At 66.0% G+C, this 20,139-nt stretch carries 23 protein-coding genes; 11 read left to right on the top strand and 12 right to left on the bottom strand.

Annotation, left to right across the window (positions count from 1 at the left end):
* Nucleotides 1–13 precede the first annotated feature (13 nt).
* The 7 genes from O6X71_RS15510 to O6X71_RS15480 form a co-directional block, all read right to left on the bottom strand.
* Nucleotides 14–766 carry a phosphoadenylyl-sulfate reductase gene (locus O6X71_RS15510; protein ID WP_133019108.1) on the bottom strand — a complete coding sequence of 251 codons (753 nt, stop codon included), beginning with the start codon at nt 764–766 and terminating at the stop codon, nt 14–16.
* Nucleotides 759–1,199: a DUF934 domain-containing protein gene (locus O6X71_RS15505; protein ID WP_056050673.1), complete on the bottom strand. Its 441-nt coding sequence runs from the start codon at nt 1,197–1,199 to the stop codon at nt 759–761. The genes O6X71_RS15510 and O6X71_RS15505 overlap by 8 nt, the downstream gene beginning before the upstream one ends.
* Nucleotides 1,192–2,823: a nitrite/sulfite reductase gene (locus tag O6X71_RS15500; RefSeq protein ID WP_353466629.1), complete on the bottom strand. Its 1,632-nt coding sequence runs from the start codon at nt 2,821–2,823 to the stop codon at nt 1,192–1,194. The genes O6X71_RS15505 and O6X71_RS15500 overlap by 8 nt, the downstream gene beginning before the upstream one ends.
* A gap of 1 nt (nt 2,824) precedes the next feature.
* Nucleotides 2,825–3,121 (bottom strand): DUF2849 domain-containing protein, encoded by a 297-nt coding sequence (locus O6X71_RS15495; RefSeq protein ID WP_107955139.1) that lies wholly within the window; start codon nt 3,119–3,121, stop codon nt 2,825–2,827.
* On the bottom strand, nt 3,118–3,909 hold the full coding sequence (gene cobA / locus O6X71_RS15490; protein ID WP_133019111.1) for a uroporphyrinogen-III C-methyltransferase: 792 nt from the start codon (nt 3,907–3,909) through the stop codon (nt 3,118–3,120). The genes O6X71_RS15495 and cobA overlap by 4 nt, the downstream gene beginning before the upstream one ends.
* A gap of 242 nt (nt 3,910–4,151) precedes the next feature.
* A complete protein-coding gene (gene astD / locus O6X71_RS15485; protein ID WP_353466628.1) occupies nt 4,152–5,564 on the bottom strand; it encodes a succinylglutamate-semialdehyde dehydrogenase in 1,413 nt (470 codons plus the stop codon).
* A gap of 190 nt (nt 5,565–5,754) precedes the next feature.
* Nucleotides 5,755–7,113: a protein adenylyltransferase SelO gene (locus O6X71_RS15480; RefSeq protein WP_353466626.1), complete on the bottom strand. Its 1,359-nt coding sequence runs from the start codon at nt 7,111–7,113 to the stop codon at nt 5,755–5,757.
* Nucleotides 7,114–7,150: 37 nt separating this feature from the next.
* Between O6X71_RS15480 and O6X71_RS15475 the strand changes: the two genes are divergently transcribed.
* The 3 genes from O6X71_RS15475 to O6X71_RS15465 all read left to right on the top strand — a co-directional run bounded on the left by O6X71_RS15475 (nt 7,151) and on the right by O6X71_RS15465 (nt 10,140).
* On the top strand, nt 7,151–8,032 hold the full coding sequence (locus O6X71_RS15475) for an alpha/beta fold hydrolase (RefSeq protein WP_353466625.1): 882 nt from the start codon (nt 7,151–7,153) through the stop codon (nt 8,030–8,032).
* A gap of 67 nt (nt 8,033–8,099) precedes the next feature.
* Nucleotides 8,100–8,858: an SDR family oxidoreductase gene (locus O6X71_RS15470; RefSeq protein WP_353466624.1), complete on the top strand. Its 759-nt coding sequence runs from the start codon at nt 8,100–8,102 to the stop codon at nt 8,856–8,858.
* Nucleotides 8,859–9,030: 172 nt separating this feature from the next.
* Nucleotides 9,031–10,140, top strand: a complete 1,110-nt coding sequence (locus O6X71_RS15465; protein ID WP_353466622.1) for a glycosidase — start codon at nt 9,031–9,033, stop codon at nt 10,138–10,140.
* A 53-nt stretch (nt 10,141–10,193) separates the two neighbouring features.
* Here O6X71_RS15465 and O6X71_RS15460 read toward each other — a convergent pair whose 3' ends face one another.
* The gene (locus O6X71_RS15460; protein WP_056063078.1) at nt 10,194–10,550 is read right to left on the bottom strand and encodes a hypothetical protein; all 357 of its coding nucleotides are present in this window, start codon (nt 10,548–10,550) and stop codon (nt 10,194–10,196) included.
* Between the two features lie 232 nt (nt 10,551–10,782).
* Here O6X71_RS15460 and O6X71_RS15455 point away from each other — a divergent pair, with 232 nt between their 5' ends.
* The 4 genes from O6X71_RS15455 to O6X71_RS15440 all read left to right on the top strand — a co-directional run bounded on the left by O6X71_RS15455 (nt 10,783) and on the right by O6X71_RS15440 (nt 14,724).
* Nucleotides 10,783–11,919 carry a glycosyltransferase gene (locus O6X71_RS15455; protein ID WP_353466621.1) on the top strand — a complete coding sequence of 379 codons (1,137 nt, stop codon included), beginning with the start codon at nt 10,783–10,785 and terminating at the stop codon, nt 11,917–11,919.
* Nucleotides 11,920–11,988: 69 nt separating this feature from the next.
* Nucleotides 11,989–13,392, top strand: a complete 1,404-nt coding sequence (locus tag O6X71_RS15450; protein ID WP_353466620.1) for an NAD(P)H-dependent flavin oxidoreductase — start codon at nt 11,989–11,991, stop codon at nt 13,390–13,392.
* 351 nt (nt 13,393–13,743) lie between these two features.
* Nucleotides 13,744–14,313, top strand: a complete 570-nt coding sequence (locus tag O6X71_RS15445) for a LysE family translocator (protein ID WP_435368500.1) — start codon at nt 13,744–13,746, stop codon at nt 14,311–14,313.
* Between the two features lie 165 nt (nt 14,314–14,478).
* Nucleotides 14,479–14,724 (top strand): hypothetical protein, encoded by a 246-nt coding sequence (locus O6X71_RS15440; protein ID WP_353466618.1) that lies wholly within the window; start codon nt 14,479–14,481, stop codon nt 14,722–14,724.
* A gap of 159 nt (nt 14,725–14,883) precedes the next feature.
* Here O6X71_RS15440 and O6X71_RS15435 read toward each other — a convergent pair whose 3' ends face one another.
* Entirely contained in the window at nt 14,884–15,075 is a 192-nt protein-coding gene (locus O6X71_RS15435; protein ID WP_353466617.1) for a hypothetical protein, read from the bottom strand.
* Between the two features lie 108 nt (nt 15,076–15,183).
* Complete coding sequence (locus O6X71_RS15430) at nt 15,184–16,182, bottom strand: 2-hydroxyacid dehydrogenase (protein WP_353466616.1); 999 nt, start codon at nt 16,180–16,182, stop codon at nt 15,184–15,186.
* Nucleotides 16,183–16,303: 121 nt separating this feature from the next.
* Here O6X71_RS15430 and O6X71_RS15425 point away from each other — a divergent pair, with 121 nt between their 5' ends.
* Nucleotides 16,304–16,798 (top strand): SH3 domain-containing protein, encoded by a 495-nt coding sequence (locus O6X71_RS15425; protein ID WP_435368499.1) that lies wholly within the window; start codon nt 16,304–16,306, stop codon nt 16,796–16,798.
* Nucleotides 16,799–17,038: 240 nt separating this feature from the next.
* Here the strand turns inward: O6X71_RS15425 and O6X71_RS15420 are convergent, their stop codons facing one another.
* A complete protein-coding gene (locus O6X71_RS15420; protein WP_353466615.1) occupies nt 17,039–17,287 on the bottom strand; it encodes an endonuclease domain-containing protein in 249 nt (82 codons plus the stop codon).
* A 102-nt stretch (nt 17,288–17,389) separates the two neighbouring features.
* Nucleotides 17,390–18,583 carry an acetyl-CoA C-acyltransferase gene (locus tag O6X71_RS15415; protein ID WP_435368498.1) on the bottom strand — a complete coding sequence of 398 codons (1,194 nt, stop codon included), beginning with the start codon at nt 18,581–18,583 and terminating at the stop codon, nt 17,390–17,392.
* Nucleotides 18,584–18,671: 88 nt separating this feature from the next.
* Between O6X71_RS15415 and O6X71_RS15410 the strand changes: the two genes are divergently transcribed.
* Genes O6X71_RS15410 through O6X71_RS15400 form a run of 3 tightly spaced genes read left to right on the top strand, consistent with a single transcriptional unit; the run spans nt 18,672 to nt 20,114 of the window.
* Nucleotides 18,672–18,923 carry a hypothetical protein gene (locus O6X71_RS15410; RefSeq protein ID WP_165886453.1) on the top strand — a complete coding sequence of 84 codons (252 nt, stop codon included), beginning with the start codon at nt 18,672–18,674 and terminating at the stop codon, nt 18,921–18,923.
* Nucleotides 18,916–19,671, top strand: coding sequence for a prepilin peptidase (locus O6X71_RS15405; protein WP_353466613.1), 756 nt, complete (start codon nt 18,916–18,918; stop codon nt 19,669–19,671). Before O6X71_RS15410 ends, O6X71_RS15405 begins: the two co-directional genes overlap by 8 nt.
* Nucleotides 19,668–20,114, top strand: a complete 447-nt coding sequence (locus O6X71_RS15400; RefSeq protein WP_353466612.1) for a hypothetical protein — start codon at nt 19,668–19,670, stop codon at nt 20,112–20,114. Before O6X71_RS15405 ends, O6X71_RS15400 begins: the two co-directional genes overlap by 4 nt.
* Nucleotides 20,115–20,139 lie beyond the last annotated feature (25 nt).

The raw sequence follows: 20,139 nt of genomic DNA, 5'->3' as shown, positions 1-20,139 counted from the left end.
AGGGACCGCGACGTCAAATCATCGGGTCGTAATCGGTCGGCGCGTGGATGCCGCATTCGACCTTGTCGAAACTGCGCCAGCGGCCTGCGCGCGGGTCTTCGCCGGGGGCGACCTTGGTCGTGCACGGCGCACACCCAATTGACAGATACCCCTGAGCCTCGAGCGGATGCCGCGGCAACTCATGCTCCGCGAAATACGCGTCGAGCTTCGCCTTGTCCCAATCCGCGAGCGGGTTGATCTTCAACCGGCCCTCGTCCTCTTCGAAGCGGGGGAGCGCGGTACGGGTGCCGGACTGGAACCCCTTCCGCCCCGAAATCCACGCATCGAACGGCGCCAACGCCCGCCGCAACGGCTCCACCTTGCGCAGATCGCAACAGCCATCGGGATCGTAGGACCACCGCAACCCCGTCTTGTCCTTGATCGCCAGCAACCGCGGATCGGGCCGGAATACCCTTAGGTCCGTGAACCCCAGTCTCTCCGCCAGCTCGTCGCGATACGCCAAGGTCTCGCCGAACATCTTCTGCGTATTCGTAAACACCACCGGCACGTCGACATCGACCTGCGCGACCATGTGCAGCAGCACCGCCGACTCCGCGCCGAACGACGACACTGCCGCGATCCGTCCGCGCAACTCGCCGACCAGCAATTCGAACAGCATCTCCTGTGCGGAGACGCCTTCGAACCGCTCCTGCATCGCCATCGCATCGGCGCGCGTGAACGCCGGCGTGACGTCGATCATGTCGAGTTGGCGCGCGGGCTCACCCATGGCGCAGCTTCCAGACCGGCACCGCGCCGTCCGCCGCCTTCTGGTACGGCGTATCGTAGCGCTCCAGGCTCGCACGCAGCACGTCGATGTCGATCGGTGCTTGCGGCGCGAAGCTGTCGAACCCGCAGCGCCGCATCAGCGGGATCTGGTCGACCAGCACGTCGCCCTGCGCGCGCAGTTCGCCGGTATAGCCCGCCTCGCGAAGAATCCGCGCGGACGAATAGCCCCGCCCGTCGCGGTAGCCGGGAAAGCTCACCTCGATCAGCGCGAGTTGGTCGATCTGCGGCAACAGCGCGCGTGCGTCGTCGCCTGCCTCCAGCCGCACGGCGGCAGCATTGCTCTGGCCGATGAACGAATCGAGCGTTACCGCGGGCTCGTCATGCGGCTCGTCGTCACGAAAGCGAAGCAGCGTCTGGTCCGGATACTCAACCATAGATCGCCTCCTTGAACGTCTCGAAGCCGACGCGGCGGTAGGTGTCGAGGAAGCGTTCGCCGGGATCGCGGACCTGCAGATAGCGATCGGTGACGCGTTCGATCGCGTCGACCACGCCGTCCTCGGAGAAGCCGGGCCCGGTGATCTTGGCGAGGCTCACATCCTCCGCGCCCGAGCCGCCGAGCGAGAGCTGGTAGTTCTCGGTGCCTTTCTTGTCGACACCGAGGATGCCGATGTGGCCGGCATGGTGGTGACCGCACGCATTGATGCAGCCGCTGATCTTCAGCTTCAGTTCGCCTAGGTCGCGCTGGCGTTCGAGACTGCCGAAGCGAGTCGCGATCTTTTGCGCGAGGGGGATCGAGCGCGCGTTGGCGAGGCTGCAATAATCGAGACCGGGGCAGGCGATGATGTCGCTGATCAGGTCGAGATTGGCTTCGGCGAGTCCGGCCTCGTTCAATGCGGTCCAAAGGTCATGAAGGTTACGCCTATTAACGTGTGGCATGACGATGTTCTGGGCGTGCGTGACGCGCAGTTCGTCGAAGCTGTAGCGCTCGGCGAGGTCGGCCATCAGGTCGATCTGGTCGGCCGAGGCGTCGCCGGGAATGCCGCCGACCGGCTTCAGGCTGATCGTTACGATAGCGTAACCATCTTGCTTGTGGGTGCGGACGTTCTGGTCGAGCCAGACGGCGAAATCGGGGTCGCTGCGATCGATGTCCGTGCCAGCGTCCGGGTCGAACGCTGGCGCGCCGAAGTGGCTCGTGATGCGCTCCAACTCAGCCCGCGGGGGATCGAGCCCAAGCCCCTTAACCGCGGCGAACTCTTCCTCGACCTGGCGGCGATATTCGTCGGGGCCGATCTCGTGGAGCAGGATCTTGATCCGCGCCTTGTAGATGTTGTCGCGCCGGCCATAGCGATTGTAGACGCGCAGGCACGCCTCGAGATAGCTCATCAGGTCGTCGGCGGGGACGAAGTCGCGGATCTCGTGGCTGATCATCGGCGTGCGGCCCATGCCGCCCCCGACGAAGATCTTTGCGCCGAGTTCGCCGTCGCGGACGTGCAGCCCGATGCCGATATCGTGCAGCCGCATAGCCGCGCGATCCTCGTCCGCCGCGATCACGCAGATCTTGAATTTGCGCGGGAGGTAGGTGAATTCCGGGTGGAACGTCGACCATTGGCGGATCAGCTCGGCCCAGGGGCGCGGGTCGGCGACCTCGTCCGCGGCGGCGCCGGCGAACTGATCCGAGCTGATGTTGCGGATGCAGTTGCCGCTGGTCTGGATGGCGTGCATCTCGACCGTCGCCAGTTCCTGGAGGATGTCCGGGGTCTGGTCGAGCTGGATCCAGTTGAACTGGATGTTCTGGCGCGTGGTGAAGTGGCCGTAACCGCGATCGTACTTGCGCGCGATATGCCCGAGCATCCGCATCTGCCGCCCGTCGAGCGTCCCGTACGGCACCGCGACGCGCAGCATGTACGCGTGCAGCTGGAGGTACAGACCGTTCATCAGCCTCAGCGGCTTGAACTGGTCTTCGGTCAGCTCGCCCGAGAGGCGGCGGCGGACCTGGTCGCGAAACTCGTCGACGCGCTGGTCGACGATCGCCTGGTCGTATTCGTCGTATTTATACATATCAGATTACCCAGCTGCCGGCATTGGGGTCGGCGGGTTTGAGAGTCAGGTCGGGCCGCATCGTCGGGCCCAAAGCGCGGATGCGGTCCTTGATGTGGGCGGGGCGAGGGCCTTCGTCGGTCTGCGTCGCCTCGATCAGATAGGGGACGTTGACGCGGCGTGCGCCTTCCTCCGCCTGGAGGATCGCTTCGCCCGCGACGCCGACGTCGGCCGCATCCTCGATATGGCGCGACCAGCCATTGCCGGTCCACCAGACGACATCGCCGGTGGGAAGGTCGTTTCCGGTCAACAGCTTCATGCGGCGGCGTCCTCTGCTACGCGGGCCCAGCGGGCGAGTTTGTCTTCGGCGTCCGACAGTTCGACGACCTCGCCGACGACGATGATCGCGGGGCTTTTCACCGCCTCGCGCGTGACCATCGCGCCGAGATCAGCGAGCAGCGTCCGGATCGCACGGCTCCCTTTAAGCGTGCCGCGTTCGAGCACGGCGACGGGCATGTCGGGGGCGACGCCGTCGGCCATGAGCTTGTCGGCGATCTCGGTCGCAGTGGCGATGCCCATGTAGATGACCAGCGTGCGGCCTTGGCCGGCGAGCCCGGACCAGTCCTGTTCGGTCAAACCCTTGCACTGGCCCGCGACGAAGCTCACCGCGCTCGAATGATCGCGGTGCGTCAACGGCAGCATCGCCTCGGCAGCGCAACCGAGTGCGGCCGATACGCCGGGGATCACCTCGACTGGCAGACCCGCAGCGCGAACCGCTTCGACCTCCTCGCCGCCACGACCGAAGACGAACGGGTCGCCACCCTTGAGCCGGATGACGATCGCGCCGGTCTTAACGTGCGCGATGATCAGCGCGTTGATCGCCTCCTGCGGCAGCGTGTGACGCGCACGCTGCTTGGCGACCGAGATCCGCTGTGCGCCCGGCGGTGCGATGTCTAGTACGCGCGGATCGATCAGTCCGTCATGCACGACGACGTCGGCGGTCTTCAGCGCCTCGACCGCGCGAACGGTGAGGAGTCCGGGATCGCCCGGGCCCGCCCCGACGAGGATGACGCGCCCGCGGGCGGTGGGGTCTAGGAGGCTTGCCATGCGACCGGAGATGGGCGGATGGACGCTGCGCTGCAACCGAATGATGCTTTGGCGGGAGGTAGGATTGCTTTTGCGCTAAGTAGATCAAGGTGGCTGTCGCCGAACCGGACGATCCTCCCCTGCCAGGGGGAGGTGGCGCGTAGCGACGGAGGGGGAGGACACGGAACCAAAGTCGTCTCTTACCGCCCCCTCCGTCTGGCAAGGGCCAGCCACCTCCCCCTGGCGGGGGAGGATCGAGGGTCTCAGCCGTCGGCTAGGCCGATCCCGATCGACGCACGCGCGCTTTCGGACTCGCTGCTGACGACCGGATAGGCGCAATAATCGGCTGCGTAGTAGGCGCTCGGGCGGTGATTGCCCGACCAGCCGATGCCGCCGAACGGTGCGCCTGACGATGCGCCATTGGTCGGCTTGTTCCAGTTGACGATGCCGGCGCGGATGTTCGCCCAGAAGCGATCGTAGAGCGCGGGAGTCTGGCTGATCAGCGAGGCGGACAGGCCGTAGCGCGTGTTGTTCGCCTCGGCGATCGCGGCGTCGAAATCGTCGACGCGGACGACTTGGAGGATCGGGCCGAACAGCTCGATATCCGGGCGGTCGGCGATGTCGCTGACGTCGATCAGCGCGGGCTTTAGGAACGGCAGGTCCGCGACCGGACGTTCGAGATGGCGGATCGGGCGCCCGCCGCGCGTAAGCAGTTCGAGGAAGCTCTCGGTCAGTTGCTCGGCGGCTTCGTTGTCGATCACCGGGCCCATGAACGGGGCGGGATTGGCGTGCGGTTCGCCGACGATGATCCGCCCGACCATCTTGTCGAGCGTGGCGATCAGCGGGTCGTACAGCTTCGTGTCGACGATCAGCCGGCGCGCGGCGGTGCAGCGCTGGCCGGCGGTGGTGAAGGCGGACTGGATGATGAGCACGGCCGCGGTGTGCAGGTCGGGCGCGTCCCAGACGACGATCGGATTGTTGCCGCCCATCTCGAGCGCGAGGATCTTCTCGGGCTTGTCGGCGAACGCGCGATTGAGCGCGAGGCCGGTGCGCGCCGAGCCGGTGAACAGCAGCCCGTCGATATCGGGGTGCGCGGCGAGCGCCTTACCCTCGTTGGGGCCACCGATGACTAAACGAATGCACTCGGCCGGTACGCCTGCGGCGCGGAAGCATTCGACGAGGAACGCGCCGACGGCAGGGGTCTTTTCGGATGGCTTGAAGACGACCGCGTTGCCGGCAATCAGCGCGGGGACAATGTGGCCGTTGGGCAGGTGCGCGGGGAAGTTGTACGGTCCGAGCACGGCCAGCACGCCGTGCGGCTTGTGGCGGACGGCGATCCGCGATCCCATCGTCGCTTCGAGGCGGCGCTGCGCGGTGCGATCGGCATAGGCGCTGACCGAGATGTCGACCTTGGCGATGACCGTCTCGACCTCGCCGCGCGCTTCCCAGATCGGCTTGCCGGTCTCGCGTGCGATCAGGTCGGTGAACGCGTCGTTGCGCTGGCGGACGATGTTGGCGAAGCGCCGCATCGTCTCGATCCGGAAGGCGAGTGGTTTCGACGCCCAGCTCGACCAGCCGGCGCGCGCGCAGGCGACTTCGGCATCGACGTCGCCGATCGGGTGGCGCCAGAGGACCGCGCCGGTGGCTGGCTCGTAGGAAATGATCTCGTCGGACATGGTGCCGCTCTTGCCTTGATTCGCGACGAGTTTCCACAGGCGTGCAAAAGGCTGATCTCACGATCCTCCCCCGCCAGGGGGAGGTGGCGCCGAAGGTGACGGAGGGGGAGGACGCGGAACGACCGTTTGCCCTTTCCTCCCCCTCCGTCAGGCAAGTGCCTGCCACCTCCCCCTGGCGGGGGAGGATTAATCAGGCGAGCGCGTCTCCCATGTTGCGGATCGCGGCGACTTTCGCGGTCAACAGCGTCCAGTCGTCATGGTCGGCGATCGGGGCCCAGATCGCCTCCACTTCGTCGATCAGCATGCTGCATGGTTCGCCCGACCAATAGCCGTGCGACCGGTCCTTGCGGGGTTCGTACGACGCGAGCGCGGCGCGGACTTCGTCCCAGGGCTCTGCATAAGTGTCGGGCAGCTCTCCCCCGAACACGTCGAAGAAGAAGCGGTCGATCCCGACTTCCGAGGTACGGAGCGCGCGTTCGGTGGCCTGGACGAGGTCGCGGTCGGTATCTGGATCGCGCGGGCGGACCCCGAGGCGCCAGAGGATCGCCTGCGTGACTTCGGGCTGGTAGCGCGGACCGAACTGGTCGAGCGCCGCCACCAGCGGGTCGCTCTCGGCGATCTGGCGCAGGGCGACCGCTAGCTGCATCACGTCCCAGTGGATCGCTTCGGGCTGGCGGCCGAACGCGTAGAGCCCCTGATGGTCGAAATAAGCGGCGGTGAAGGCCGGGTCCCAGGTCGGGGCGAACCGCCACGGGCCGTAGTCGAAGCTCTCGCCGGTGACGTTGATGTTGTCGGAATTGAGCACGCCGTGGACGAAGCCCGCCGCCATATAGCGTGCAGCGAGGCGGGCGGTGCGGCCGACGACGAGGTCGAGCAGGCGGACCGGGTCTTCGCTGTCCTCGTCGTACAGGTTGCGCAGCGTGTAGCCGACGAGTTTGCGCAAGCCCGCTTCGTCGCGGTGGTAGGCGAGGCGCTGGAAACTGCCGATGCGGACGTGGCTGTGGTTGAGGCGGACGAGGACCGCCGAGCGCGTTGGGCTGGGCTCGTCGCCGCGCTGGAGTTCCTCGCCGGTCTCGATCAGCGACAGTGTCCGCGAAGTCGGCACGTTGAGCGCCTCCAGCATTTCGGTCGCCAGGATCTCGCGGACACCGCCCTTGAGCGTGAGGCGGCCGTCACCCGCGCGGCTCCACGGGGTCTGGCCCGATCCCTTGGTGCCGAGGTCCATCAACCGGCCTCGGTCATCCCGCATCTGCGCGAAGGTGAAGCCGCGACCGTCGCCGAGATCGGGGTTGTAGTTGCGAAACTGATGGCCGTGGTAGCGGAGCGCGAGCGGCTGGGGGAGCGTGTCGGGGAGCGGCTCGAACCGTCCGAAATGACGCGTCCATTCGTCGTCGGTGAGCCCGTCGACTCCGATCTGCGCGGCGGCGCGATCGTTGCGGAAGCGCAGCCTTGTCTCGGGGAAGTCGGCGGGCGCGACGGGATCGAAGAAGCCGTCGCCGAGGTCGAGGAGCTTTGCTTCGGGGCGATAGGCTTGCGGGGAGATGGGCATGCGGCGATATGGTGGCCGCTACCCGAAGGACGCAACCATGGCCGCTTACGAAAACCTCTATTGGTGGTCCAACGACGGGCTGAGGCTCCACGCGAGGGACTATCCGGGTGGCGAGGAAGGCCAGCCGCCGATCATTTGCATGGCCGGTCTCACGCGGAATGCGCGCGATTTCGATGCGCTGGCGGCGCGCCTTGCCGGGCGCTGGCGCCTGATAGCGGTGGACTTTCGTGGGCGCGGCGAGAGCGCCTACGCGAAAGACCCGATGTCGTATGTGCCATTGACGTACGTGCAGGACGTCGAGGCATTGCTGACCGATCAGGGTATCGATCGGTATATCGCGTTCGGCACGTCGCTCGGCGGGATCGTGACGATGCTGATGGCGGGGCCATCGCGGGGCCGGATGATGGCGGCGCTGCTTAACGACGTCGGCCCGGAGATCGACGCGCAGGGGCTGTCGCGGATTCGCGGCTATGTCGGCAAGGCGAGCGTCTTCCCGACCTGGATGCATGCAGCCCGCTGCGTTTCGGAGAACAACGCCGACGTCTATCCCGACTGGCAGATCGAGGACTGGCTGGCGATGGCCAAGCGGCTGTACCGGCTCAACAGTTCGGGGCGGATCGTGCTCGATTACGATCTGAAGATTGCCGAGCCTTTCCGCGTGCCGGGGAACGAGGCGGGGCCTGACATGTGGCAGGCGCTGGGTTCGCTCCGCGATGTGCCGACGCTAACCGTCCGGGGTGGGCGATCCGATCTGCTCTCGGCGGCAACGGCCGAGCGAATGGCCGCGTCGCTCGACCAGGCAGAACTGGTGACGGTGCCGGGCGTCGGCCACGCGCCGACGTTGAGCGAGACGATGCTGCAGGACCCGATCGACCGGTTGCTGGTGCGTGCGCTTGAGGGGGCGGCGATCCGCGCCTAGGGGAGGGCGGCGCGCAGTGTTTCAACGTGCATTTCGCCGCCAATCTGCTGACAAGCCGGGATACTTGATGACCGAACTCTCCGACGCCCACACCACCGTCCGCCCGCTGAAGGGCCGCCGTGCGATCATTACCGGGGGGACCACCGGGATCGGCCGGGCGATCGCTGTGCTGCTCGCGGCCGAGGGCGCCAAGGTCTATATCTGCGGGCGCGACGAGCGGTATCTGCGGGACGCGCTGGCGCGAATCCGCGAAGTCGGCGAGGGCGATGGGATGGTCACCGAACTGGCCGATCCCGACAAGGTCCGCGCGTTCTTCGACGCGGGCGAGGCGTATCTCGGCGGGTTCGACATCACCGTGGTCAACGCGGCGGTCGCGGCCGGCGGCCTGACGCAGATGAGCGAGGACGAACTGCGTTATGCGATCGCCGTCGACTTCACCGCGTACCTGCTCAGCGCGCATCACGCTGCGCACCGGATGAAGCCGATCAGCGACATCGTCATCATCGGTTCGCTCAGCGCGCATATCCTCGGGCCGAGCTCGACGGTGTATGCCGGGGTCAAGTCCGGAATCGCCGGCTTCTCGGAGGCGTTGCGGCGCGAGCTGGGGCCGAAGGGGATCAAGGTCTCGCTGGTCGAGCCGGGCAAGGTCGGCTCGAACATGCAGTACCCCGACGTCCCCGACGAAAAGCAGCGCCAGATGATCGAGGCGGAGCAGATGCTGCGCGCGGAGGACATCGCGGTCGGGGTGGAGTTCGTGTTGACGCAGCCGACGCGGACCGTGATCCAGCAGATCGTCATCGTCCCGCGGGCGCTCGAGGGGGAATAGGCAAGACGACTCGGCGGTATGTCGTCGAGCGCCACGCCCTTCCCGTCATCCTGACGAAAGTCAGGATCCAGAGTAACGGAGAGGCGTCCTTCACGGCTCTGGATCCTGACTTTCGTCAGAATGACGGTAGTGATGAATGGTCGCGTCGCCGCGTATCACCAAGGAGAATAGCATGTTCGATCAGCTCGTCTTCACCCCCGCCGACATCGACCTGTCGCGTTCGCCGCTGGCGGGGAAGGTCGGCGCGGAGACCTATGTACTCGGCGCGTTCAACCCGGGAATGACGCGGCTGGCGAACGGCAATCTGCTGCTGATGGTCCGCGTCGCCGAAGCACTCAAGCAGCCGGTCAAGAACGGCAACGTCCACGCGATCCGCTGGCAGGACGGCGCATATCTGCTCGACGCGTGGCCGTTGCAGATGGTGGATACCAAGGATCCCCGCAAATTCCTGATCCCCGGCGGCGGGTGGAAGGTGATGGCGCTGACCTCGTTGTCATGGCTGTTGCCGGTCGAGCTCGACGCCGAGGGGCGCTCGGTCGTCGCGGTGCATTACGACAAGGCGATCGCGCCGCGCACCTCGTACCAATGCTACGGCGTTGAGGATGCGCGGATATCGAAAGTTGGGGATCGGTATCTGATGACCACCTGCTCGGTCAGCCCGGAGCGGCATTCGACGACGTTGTATTCCTCCGCCGATGGGCTCGACTGGCAGCTCGAGGGGATCGTGCTCGATCACCAGAACAAGGACATGCTGATCTTCGAGGGGTTCATCGACGGCCAGTATTGGGCGCAGACCCGCCCGCTCGGCGACCTGTATTTCGCCTATCCACCAGGCAGTGAATGGCGCAGCGGGCCGTCGATCAACCTGTCGCGCTCACCCGATGCGCTGCATTGGAAGCCGCACGACAAGCCCGGTATCCGGCCACACGCTGCCACCGTCGCGACCGCGCGGATGGGCGGCGGCGCGCCTCCGATTCTGACCGATCGAGGTTGGCTGACGCTGTGGCACGGAGTGGAGCCGTCGGGCGTGGTCGGGATTTACCGGACGTACTGGTCGATCCTAGACAAGGACGATCCCTCGATCACGGTGGCGACCGAGCATACCGCGCTGCTGGAGCCGAACCCGGCGCTGACCGAGCCGTTGAAGGACAGCATGTACCTCGACAACGTCGTCTTCACGACGGGCATCGCCGACGCGGGCGACTTCTACGTGGTGGCTAGTGGTGAGGCGGATCTGGCATGCCGGATCACGCACATCGCCAAGGAAGTGTTCGCAGGCTGAGCGCTAGCCAGGAGGGAGGACGCAGTGTGCGGCCTCCCTCCTGGAAAGTCGGGTCAGCAGCGGCCGAACGACTTCGAAACGACGACATGGCCAGCGACCGAGATCGTGACCTTCACGCCCGTAGGGATGCCCCATGTCGTGCAGATGTCGAGGCAAGCCTGCGCTGCGGTTCCGCTGGGGAAGATTGACGGAATGGGCAGGCAGATCGAGCCGAACCCTAGCGGCAGATTGACGCAGACCTGTCCGTTGTTAACCGTGACGCTGATACACCCGCCGGCTAGTACCAAGGCGCCGCCATTGGAAACGTCGGTCTCCGCACTAACCGAAGCAATATTGGCTGACTTTGCATGTTGCGCAGCGGCGTCGAGAGCACTCTGGATCTGTTTTGGATCGAAATCATAGGCAGCCATAACGGTCATCCTTTTGTTGCCGGTATTCCGGTCCAACTGTTTTACGGGTGACGTCACATCCAACTCAATTCGAACATTGTCCGTTTCGCTTGGCTATCGATATAAAGACTTAGGCGAATGGTCCGATTCGATGGCAATACTGTATCGAAGGTAGTCGTGTTGGCGCCGCTCGCGCACGGTAAGTCCGCACGCGCCCTTGAAAGCGCTCGCGAAAATCGGCATCGCGTCGGCCATGGCCGCTCCCGTCAACATCCTCCACCTCCACTCCTCGTTCGACCTCGGCGGCAAGGAGGCGCGGGCGGTTAGGTTGATGAATGCGTTCGGGGACCGCGCGAAACACACCATCGTGTCGGGCGTGCCCGATGCGCTGAGCGCGCGAGACTCGATCGCGAAGGGGGTGCGCTACGAGATCGCGCAGAACCCGCCGCCGCTGACGGGCAAGCCGTCGGTCGCGCGCTACGAGGCGATCGCGCAGTATATGCGGCGGTTCGACCTGGTGCTGAGCTATAATTGGGGTGCAATCGACGGGGCGATGGCGCGGCGCGCGTTCGCCAAGGGATCGCCGCCGCTGGTGCATCACGAGGATGGCTTCAACGCCGACGAAGCGAACGGGCTCAAGATCGAGCGCAACATCTATCGGCGGCTCGCGCTGGGCGCTGCGCATGCGTTGGCGGTGCCGTCCGAGGTGCTCGAAGGCATCGCGCTGAAGACGTGGAAGCAGCCGCGCGAGCGCGTCCACCGGATCGTCAACGGGATCGGCACGGCCTATTATGCGCAGAGGCCCGAGCCGAAGGCGATCCCGGGGTTTACGCCCAACGCCAAGGAAGTCGTGATCGGCGCGCTTGCGGGTCTGCGCGAGGTGAAGGACCTTACCGCGCTCGTTCGCGCGGTCGGCGGCGTGTCGGGTCGCATACGCCTCGTGATCGTCGGCGAAGGGCCGGAGCGCGCGAACATTATCCAGGCCGCCGCGGCGATGGGGATGGCGGACAAGTTGGTCCTGCCAGGATTCTTGGATCGCCCCTACCGTTACATCGGCCATTTCGACATGCTCGCGGTGTCGTCGCGGAGCGAGCAGTTTCCGATCTCGGTGGTCGAGGCGATGGCGGCCGGCTTGCCGATCGCAAGCTATCCGGTCGGTGACATCACGCGAATGGTCTCGCCCGAGAATCTGCCTTTCGTGACCGAGATCGCCAACGAGGTTCGGTTGCGCGATGCGTTGCAGGCGCTGGTCCACGATCCCGCCTTGCGCGCCTCGGTCGGTGCCGCGAACCAGGCAAAGGCGCGCTCGGAATTCGACGAAGAGGTTATGATCGCTCGCTATCGCGCGCTGTACGAAGGTGCCCTGAACCGTCCGGGTGCGCTAACCTAGGTCGTAATATTGCTCGCACGCTGCGTCCTTGCGATATAGGGGGCCGTATTTTCCGGGAGAGGTGACGTCGTGTTCAAGGGCCTGAAGCCTATCGTCTATAACGGTCGGGAAGTCTGGCCTCTGGTTGAGGGCGGCAAGGGCGTCGCCGCGACCAACCACGCGTCGGCCGGCGCCTGGGCTGCCGCCGGGGGCATCGGCACCGTCTCTGCGGTCAACGCCGACAGCTACGATCCCGAGGGCAAGATCATCCCGCAGGTCTATGCGGCGCTGACCCGGCGCGACCGGCACGAGGAACTCGTCCAGTACGCGATCGAGGGCGCGGTCCAACAAGTCGAGCGCGCGTACGAGATCGCCGACGGCAAGGGCGCGATCAACATCAACGTCCTGTGGGAAATGGGCGGCGCGCAGCGGATCCTGCACGGTGTGCTCGAACGTACGCGCGGCAAGGTCGCCGGAGTCACCTGCGGCGCAGGCATGCCGTACAAGCTGTCCGAGATCACCGCGTCCTACGGCGTGAGCTACCTACCGATCGTCAGCTCCGGCCGCGCGTTTCGGGCGCTGTGGAAGCGCGCCTATTCGAAGGCGGCCGAGTGGCTGGCAGCGGTCGTGTACGAGGATCCGTGGCTCGCGGGCGGGCATAACGGCCTGTCGAACGCCGAGGACCCGTTGAAGCCGCAGGATCCGTATCCGCGCGTGAAGGAACTGCGCGACGTGATGCGCGAAGGCGGCATCAGCGACGACGTGCCGATCGTGATGGCGGGCGGCGTCTGGTATCTGCGCGACTGGAACGACTGGATCGACAACCCGGAACTGGGGACGATCGCGTTCCAGTTCGGTACGCGCCCGCTGCTCACGCGCGAGAGCCCGATCCCCGAGGGCTGGAAGAACGCGTTGACGCAGATTGAGGAAGGCGACGTGCTGCTGCACAAATTCTCGCCGACCGGGTTTTATTCCTCCGCGGTGCGCAATCCGTTCCTGCGGTCGCTCGAAGCGCGGTCCGAGCGCCAGATCGCGTTCTCGACGCAGGAGGCTGGCGACCACATCTTCCAGCTGGACGTCGGCGTGAAGGGCAAGAACTTCTGGGTCACGCGCAACGACCTGCTGCGCGCGCGCGGCTGGTTCGGCGAGGGCTATACCGATGCGCTGAAGACGCCGGACAACACGCTCGTGTTCGTCAGTCCGAACGAGAAGGGCGTGATCCGCAAGGATCAGGCCGATTGCATGGGCTGCCTGTCGCAATGCTCGTTCTCGAGCTGGGCGGATACCGAGACGAACTCGACCGGGCGGCTGGCCGATCCGCGGAGCTTCTGTATCCAGAAGACGCTGCAGGATATCGCGCATGGTGGGGACATCGACCAGAATTTGATGTTCGCGGGGCACGCCGCATATAACTTCAAGAAGGATCCGTTTTATTCCAACGGGTTCGTGCCGAGCGTCGGACAGCTGGTCGATCGGATTTTGACGGGGGATTGAGGCGCCGTGTCCGGCGTTCGAGCCGGACACCTCCCAAGTGAACACTTCCCCCGTCTCCTTAAGCCGCCCCGTTTCCCTAAGCCGCCCCGTTTCCCTAAGCCGCCCCGTCACCCTGAGCCGCCCCGTCACCCCAGCGAAAGCTGGGGTATCATCGTGAGGCTCAAGTCGCTCGCCAAACGGGGAGACCCCAGCTTTCGCTGGGGTGACGGGGCTGGCAGGCGGACGGGCCCGCTGGAACCGCCCGAACCGCCCGAACCGCCTCGTGAACAACAGGAGCCGTAAATGACGCTACACGCCTGATGGTTGTTCGTGGTCGCGGTGTTCCTATTATGCGGGACGCCAGGACCCAACATGCTGCACGTCATGACGCGCAGCATCGCCTTCGGCGCGCGGCGCAGCCTCGCGGCGATGGCGGGGTGCCTGACCGCGCTGGTGCTCGTGCTGGCGGCGTCCGCGGCAGGCGTATCCGCGCTGCTCGCGGCGTGGCCTCGCGTATTCGACGCGCTGCGTTATGCCGGCGTCGCGTACCTCATATTCCTCGGGGTCAAGGCATGGCGCGGGGCGGGGTCTCCGATCGACGTCGGCGACGATACGTCGCCGGTTGCGCTGCCTCAGACCGTGTCGGCGTGGCGCCTGTTTCGCGGCGGGTTCGTGATCGGGATCAGCAATCCCAAGCTGCTATTGTTCGCCGCCGCGTTCCTGCCGCAGTTCGTCGACCGCGCCTCACCGCAGGCGCCGCAGTTCGCGATCCTCGTGGTGACTTTCGCAGTGGTCGAGAGCTTCTGGTACGGCATGTATGCAGCCGGTGGGCGGACGCTCGCCCGCTATCTGACGCGTCCAGCCTTGCGGCGTGCGTTCGACCGGGCGACGGGTGCGATCTTCGTCGGGTTCGGTCTCGCTTTATTGCGCGTGCGAACGTAGCGGGATGACGTGCGTCGTTGCCGTTCCGGGCGATAGCGCGCATACGGACGTATCGCGGCGCTTCGTACGGGCAGGCTGCGACTGAGAGATGCTTTGCGCTCCCGCTCCGAGCCGGGAATGCCGCATGACGATCTCTTCTTACATTGCAACCGCGGTAATCGCATCGTGACGACCAGCGCAGACACGGTCGTGCCGATCTCGCGCGCGGTGAACGTCAGCGTCGAGCAGGCTCAGGTCATCGCGATGTGCAAGAAGCACGACGCGATCATCAGCGCGATCGAGACGCTGCCCTCGGGCGGAACGCGCGTCGTGCTGATGAACAGCGCGGACGCGGCCAAGATCATCAAGGCGTTCGGGTCGAAGGTACTGACCGGAACGGTAGCGCGCACCCACTGGATGCGCGCGGTTTAAGAGACTTGTTTATCCTCCCCCGCCAGGGGGAGGTGGCTGGCACTTGCCAGTCGGAGGGGGAGGAAAGCGAAACCTCTGTTCCCCGTCCTCCCCCTTCGCCACCTTCGGCGACACCTCCCCCTGGCGGGGGAGGATCGTCCATTTTTGTGCGGCGATCGATCAGTCCGCGACGGTGCCGACCACCGCGCCACCAGCACCACCGACCGCTGCACCCTTCTCGACGCTGCCACCGGTCGCAGCGGCAACGCCCGCGCCGCCGGCTGCACCGATGCCGGCGCCATTGAGCGTCGAGCAGGCGCTCATCGAGACGGCGGATGCGAGCAGCAGGGCGGAAACGGCAAACTTCTTCATCGTGGAAACTCCATCTTCTCCGGGGGTTCCCATCAAATGCTGCACTGCGGGATCGGTTCCCGGCGATTGATGCAGATTATAATTCCCAGCGTCTTATACTTCCCGGCGTCAGGCCCAGCCGTCGAGCACCTGGTCGGGCGGGCGGTGGCCGTCGGCCCACATCCGGATGTTCTGGATCACGCGCTCGCCCGACGCCATCCGGCCTTCGAGTGTCGCGGACCCCATGTGCGGCAGCATGACGACGTTGGGCAGCGCGAGCAGCCGGGGGTCGATCTCCGGTTCGTGCGCCCAGACGTCGAGGCCGGCGCCGGCGAGCCTGCCCCCCTCCAGTGCAGCGACCAGTGCGGCCTCGTCGACGATCCCGCCGCGCGCTGCATTGATGAGGTATACGTGCGGGCGCATCAGGCCGATCCGACGCGCATCGATCAGGTCGCGGCTGTCGGTGTTGAGTGGAGTGTGGATCGTGACGATGTCGACCGAGGCGAGCATGTCGTCGAGCGATGCATGGAACGTCGCCGCCAGTTGCGCTTCCCGTACTGCGGGCAGGCGGGTGCGATTGTGATAATGGATCGTCAGCCCGAACGCGCGCGCGCGCAACGCGACGGCCTGGCCGATCCGCCCCATGCCGACGATTCCGAGCGCCTTGCCGCCGATCCGGTGGCCCAGCATTCCGCCCGGGCTCCAGCCTTTCCACTGGCCTGAACGCACCAGCTTCTCGCCCTCGGCCAAGCGGCGCGGCACCGAGAGGATCAGCGCCATCGTCATGTCGGCGGTGTCTTCGGTGAGCACCCCCGGCGTGTTGGTGACGATGATCCCGCGTGCGCGCGCCGCCTTGAGGTCGATATGGTTCACGCCCGCACCGTAGTTCGCGATCAGCTTCAGGCGGTCGCCCGCGCCGGTGATCAGCGCCGCATCGATGTCATCGGTCACGGTCGGCACGAACACGTCGCAGTCCGCCATCGCCGCGGCGAGCTCGTCGCGGTCGAGCTTCACATCGGCGCGGTTGTTCTGCGTGTCGAACAACGCCTCCATCCGATCCATCAGCGTATCGGCCAGCTCGCGGGTGACGACGACCTTGGGGTTCGGACAGCGGCGTGTGTCGATCATGCGACCGGCTTGGCGAAGGCGCTCGTGCCCGTCAACGTCCCGTCAACGTCAGGGCCGCAACTTCGGTTGAGGAAAGCGGTTCGTCGCGATAGGAGTTCGGTTCGCCAGTTAGGATATGACCATGCGCATTCTCGCCGCCGCGCTTTCCGTTTTCGTTGCCACCGCGCTGGTGCCCGACCCGGTGGCGGCTGCCGACGCGATGAAGCGCACGCTGCCCTATTATGCATCGATCTCGGCATCGCGCGCGCGGATGCGAACCGGCCCTGCGCGGACCTATCCGGCGAGCTGGCTGTATCAGCGCCAGGATCTCCCCATCAAGGTGGTCGCGATCTTCAAGGAATGGCGCAAGATCGCCGATCCCGACGGGACCGAGGGCTGGATGCAGGCGAACCTGCTGAGCGGCACGCGCACCGCGATGGTGCATGGCGCGGGGCCGGTGGACCTGCGCGAGAAGCCCGATGCGGGGAGCCGGTTGCTGTGGCGCGCGGCGCCGGGGGTTGTCGGACGGCTGAGCCAGTGCGGCAATGGCTGGTGTCGGATGGATGTTAAGGGGCAGGCGGGGTTTGTTTCCGTTGGGGGGCTTTGGGGTGTCGAGGCTGGGGAGGTTTTGCCTTGAGGATTTGAGGGCGCGCTTTGCTGGCGGTGTTACGTGATACGGACGCCGACCCAACCCCCGGCCCCTACCTTTCAGGGAGGGGGGCAAGAAGAGGAGGCAACGTCCCCCCTGTAGCTGACTGCTCTTCTAGCTCCTCTCCCTGGAAGGGAGGGGGCGGGGGTGGGTTGGCCGCTGAAGACGGAGGACGCTTGCCAGGATCGTCTCGGCTACGCCGTCTGGATTGCGGGCAACGTCGGAGTTTCAGAACCGGATCACCGTCCACCCCAGCGCTTCCAACCTCCGCGTGCGAGCAACATCGCGAACCGAATCGATGTGTTGGCTGCCATCGAACTCCACCGCCAACCGCACCTCCCGGCACGCCAAGTTGACGATAAACCGCTCAACTACCAACTGCCGCGTAAACCGCGGGCGAAAATACGCGACTTTATGCCAGATCGCGATCTCCGCTGCAGTCGGATGATTGCGAAACTCCCGAGCGCGCCGCGTCATATCGGGAGGGATACGTGCCATCCCTCCAGACTGCGCTCGGGAGATGCGGAGGGCAACCCACCCCCTAGCCCCTCCCTTCCAGGGAGGGGGGGAGTCAGGGGATCAGTTCATCAGTTCTACCGCCATCGCGGTCGCTTCGCCACCGCCGATGCAGAGCGAAGCAAGGCCGCGCTTCTGCCCCGTCGTCTCCAGCGCCGACAGCAACGTCGCGAGGATCCGCGCACCGCTTGCGCCGATCGGATGACCGAGCGCGCACGCGCCGCCGTGGATGTTAACCTTGTCATGCGGCAGGCCAAGGTCGCGCATCGCGATCATCGCGACGACGGCGAAGGCTTCGTTGACCTCGAACAGGTCGATGTCGGACGCCGACCAGCCGGCCTTCTCCATCGCTTTCCGCATCGCGAACACCGGTGCGGTCGTGAACAGGGCCGGTGCATGGGCATGCGCGGCGTGCGCCACGACGCGCGCAATCGGCGTGATACCGAGCCGCTCCGCGACGCTCGCGCGCGTCATCACCAGCGCAGCCGCACCGTCGGAGATCGACGAGGCGTTGGCGGCGGTGATCGTGCCGTCCTTCGAGAAGGCGGGCTTCAGCGTCGGGATCTTGGCGACGTCGCCCTTGGCAGGCTGCTCGTCGAGCGAGACCGTCGTCGTGCCCTTGCGCCCCGCAATATCGACGGAGACGATCTCGCGGTCGAACGCGCCGGATTTCTGCGCGGCTTGCGCCCGGTGCAGCGACTCGATCGCGTAGTCGTCCATCTGCTTGCGCGTGAACTGGTATTCGTGCGCGGTGTCCTCGGCGAAATTGCCCATCAGCTTGCCGGGTTCGTAAGCATCCTCGAGCCCGTCGAGATACATATGGTCGTACATCCGGTCGTGCCCGATGCGCGCACCGCCACGGTGGCTCTTCGAGAGGTAGGGCGCGTTGGTCATGCTCTCCATGCCGCCCGCGACGAGCAGGTCGACCGAGCCCGCCGCCAGTGCGTCCGCAGCAAGGATCGCCGCCTGCATCCCCGAACCACACATCTTGTTGACCGTCGTCGCCTCGACGTGATCGCCAAGCCCGGCGTTGATCGCCGCCTGTCGCGCCGGCGCCTGGCCAAGCCCGGCGGGAAGCACGCAGCCCATGTAGATCCGCTCGATCTCCGCGGCCGACACGCCCGAGCGCTCGACCGCACCGCGCACAGCATCGGCGCCAAGCTGCGTCGCGGTCGCGCCGGCGAGCGCGCCCTGGAACGATCCCATCGGCGTGCGCGCGTAGGACAGGATGACGATGGGATCTCGATCGGCGGCCACTTCACTCTCCATATATTCTTCTGCCCCCGTATCTGGGGTTGATGTGCGGCAATACAAAGCACCGCGGGATGCGCCTAGACCTCCCGTCATGGAAACACTCATCGCGACGCTCAAATGGTGTGCAGCAGGGTCGGGGGTGATCGCCGCCTTCATGGTATCGCTCGACTTCGGGCGGCGCGTGACGGGGTGGGGGTTCGTGCTGTTCGTCGGCTCGTCGATCGCCTGGCTGAGCGGTGCGGCCTTGACCGGGGACTGGGCGCTGGGCACGCAGAACATCGTGTTGTTCGGGATCAACCTCCTCGGCGTGTATCGCTACCTAGTGCGGAAAACGGGTGTCTGAGGCTGCGTTCTGGGCGGTGCTGCTGGGGGTGCTCGGAGCGATCATCGGCAGCTTCGTCGCGGCCCTGGTGACGCGCTGGCCCGACGGGCGATCGGTGATGCAGGGGCGTTCGGCCTGCGATGGCTGCGGGCGAACGCTCGGCGCGGGCGAGCTGGTACCGCTGCTGAGTGCGCTCGTCCTGCGTGGCCGGTGTAAAGGGTGCGGCGTCGCGATCAGTCCGGTGCATTGGCGGATCGAGTTGGCGGGGCTTGCGATCGGCTTGGCTGCGGGGATCGTTGCGCCGGGACCGGTAGGCATAGCAGGCGCGGTGTTCGGATGGCTGTTGCTGGCGCTGGCAAGCCTGGACCTCGTCGCGTTCTGGCTGCCCGATCGGCTGACTATGCTTCTCGCCGCGACCGGGCTCGTCGGCGCCGCGCTCGGCATCGACCCACCGCTACAGGAACGGTTGATCGGCGGGCTCGCCGGGTTCGGAACGCTGTGGCTCGTCGCGTTCGGCTATCGAAATTTGCGTGGCCGCGACGGGATGGGCGGTGGCGATCCCAAGCTGTTCGGCGCGATCGGGTTGTGGCTCGGGTGGCAGATGTTGCCCGCCGTGCTGCTCATCGCGAGCATGATCGGGCTTGGCGTCGTCCTCGCCGCGCACCTCAAGGGGAGGAGCATGGCGGCGGACACGGCGCTTCCGTTCGGCGCGTTGCTGGCGATCGCGGCTTATCCCGCGTGGCTGTTCATGATAGGCCTGACGCCATGATATCGCTCGCTCTTATGCTCGCGCTGCAAGCCGCGGCGCCGTCGGCCGCGGCCAATCCGGGGGCGAATCCAGGTCCGGGTCCCCTCGGCGCGATCGGCCAGCAGAAGCTCCCCGCCAAGGGGTGCGCTGCGTATCTCTGGAGCATGGATGCCGGCCGCCAACTCGTCGCGATGGCGACCGCCGACCCCGCGCAGATACGTCTCACGATCGATGGCAAGACGACCGACTTCGCGGTGACGACCCAGTCGCCCGCGATCGGCTTCGGCTTTGGCGGCGTCACGCAATATCGCGGCGGCGACGTGACCGCGACGCTCGACATGGCCGTCGCGGTCCGCGCCGACATCTCGGCGGGCGCGACCGTGACGTCCGCGATGCTACGGATCGACCGCCCCGGACGGGATACTGTCGTCATGCCGGTCGGTGGCCTAATCGGCTGTGTCTGAGGTTAATTTTTGTGAAACTAAGCCG

Origin of the sequence: Sphingomonas faeni (genome assembly GCF_040407505.1) — a bacterium.
Lineage (GTDB): Bacteria > Pseudomonadota > Alphaproteobacteria > Sphingomonadales > Sphingomonadaceae > Sphingomonas > Sphingomonas faeni_E.
The sequence above is the reverse complement of the archived record's forward strand: the minus strand, read 5'-3'. Positions and strand labels throughout refer to the sequence as shown.